Annotated in this window: 1 protein-coding gene and 1 pseudogene; both read left to right on the top strand. The window is 71.8% G+C overall.

What is annotated here, in order from left to right:
- Nucleotides 1-33 precede the first annotated feature (33 nt).
- Nucleotides 34-1,404 (top strand): bifunctional UDP-N-acetylglucosamine diphosphorylase/glucosamine-1-phosphate N-acetyltransferase GlmU, encoded by a 1,371-nt coding sequence (glmU, locus tag G7A99_RS19080; RefSeq protein ID WP_163143168.1) that lies wholly within the window; start codon nt 34-36, stop codon nt 1,402-1,404.
- A 66-nt stretch (nt 1,405-1,470) separates the two neighbouring features.
- Nucleotides 1,471-1,769, top strand: a pseudogene (locus G7A99_RS19075) (glutamine--fructose-6-phosphate aminotransferase); the annotation flags it as partial.

Below are 1,769 nucleotides of genomic sequence, written 5' to 3'. Positions count from 1 at the left end.
GCGCGTTTTTCGTTGTGCGGGAGGGACGAGACGATGACCGCGCCGCTGTCGATTGTGATCCTCGCCGCGGGGGCTGGTACCCGCATGCGTTCCGCGTTGCCCAAGGTGCTCCACCCGGTCGCCGGTCGGCCGATGCTGGCCCGCGTCATCGATGCCGCCGCCGCGCTGGGCCCGGACGATATCCACATCATCTACGGCCACGGCGGCGAGCGCGTGCGTAACGCCCTCGCGGATGCCGACGTGCGCTGGGTGGAGCAGGCGGAACGCCTCGGCACCGGGCACGCCGTGGGCCAGGCGATACCGGATATCGACGACCGCCACCGCGTCCTGGTGCTGTGCGGGGACACGCCGCTGATCACCGCGGCCACCCTGCAGCGGCTCTGCGAGACCGCCGGCGAGGGCGCGGCGTTGCTCACCGCCCACCCGGTGGACCCGGCCGGCTACGGGCGCATCCTCCGCGATGCGGACGGCGCCGTCGCCGGCATCGTCGAGGAGAAGGACGCCGACGCCGCCCAGCGGGCCATCGGCGAGGTGAATACCGGCGTGATGTGTCTGCCTGCCGGGCATCTGCGCGGCTGGCTCGACCGCCTCACCGCCGACAATGCCCAGGGCGAGTACTATCTCACCGACGTCATCGCCCTCGCCCGCGCCGACGGTGTGCCCGTCGCGGGGGTCGCCACCGCCGACGAAGGCGAGGTGCTGGGCGTGAACAGCCGCGCCCAGCTCGCCACGGTGGAGCGGCTGTGGCAGCGCCGCGAGGCCGACCGCCTGATGGCCGGGGGCGTCACCCTCCTCGACCCGGCGCGCTTCGATGTGCGCGGCGAGCTGCAGTGCGGGCAGGACGTCACCATCGACGTGAACTGCCAGTTCATCGGCGAGGTGAGCCTGGGCAACGGCACGGTCATAGGCCCCAACTGCACCATCACCGACAGCCAAATCGGCGAGGGCGTGAAGATCGCGGCGAACAGCGTGATCGAGGGCGCGGTGATCGCCGGTTCCGCCCATGTCGGCCCGTTCGCCCGCCTTCGTCCGGGCACGGTGCTGGCCCGGGGGGCGAAGGTCGGCAACTTCGTCGAGACGAAGAACGCCGGGGTCGGCGAGGGCGCCAAGATCAACCACCTGTCGTATGTTGGCGACGCCGAGGTCGGGGCCGACGCCAACATCGGCGCCGGCACCATCACGTGCAACTACGACGGCGCCAACAAGCACCGCACGGTCATCGGCGAGGATGCCTTCATCGGCTCGAACACGGCGCTGGTCGCCCCGGTGCGCATCGGTCGCGGCGCGACTATTGGCGCCGGCTCCGTGATCCGCGACGATGCACCCGAGGACAGCCTCACGCTCACCGGGATTCCCCAGAAGAGCGTGCCGGGCTGGCGCCGGCCGCGGCGGGACGACGACTAGCGCCGCGCCGGCCACTGTGCCACTTCACCGCGGGAGCCCGCGGCCACGGTCGAGGATCAGCAGCGCATGTGTGGAATCGTAGGAGCGGTCGCCGAGCGTGACGTCACCCCCATCCTGATTGAGGGCCTGCGGCGGCTGGAGTACCGCGGCTACGATTCCGCCGGGCTTGCCGTGGTCGACGCCGGCGGGGCGCTCCTGCGTCACCGGGTGGTGGGCAAGGTCGCGGCGCTGGATCAGCGCCAGGCGGCCGAGCCCATCAACGGCACCCTGGGCATCGCCCACACCCGCTGGGCCACCCACGGCGCGCCTACCGAGGCCAACGCCCATCCCCACGCCTCCTGCGGCCGAATCGCCCTGGTGCACAA

It is taken from the genome of Arhodomonas sp. KWT, assembly GCF_010993615.1.
Note: the sequence above shows the minus strand (reverse complement) of the source record. Positions and strands in the feature narration are given on the sequence as shown.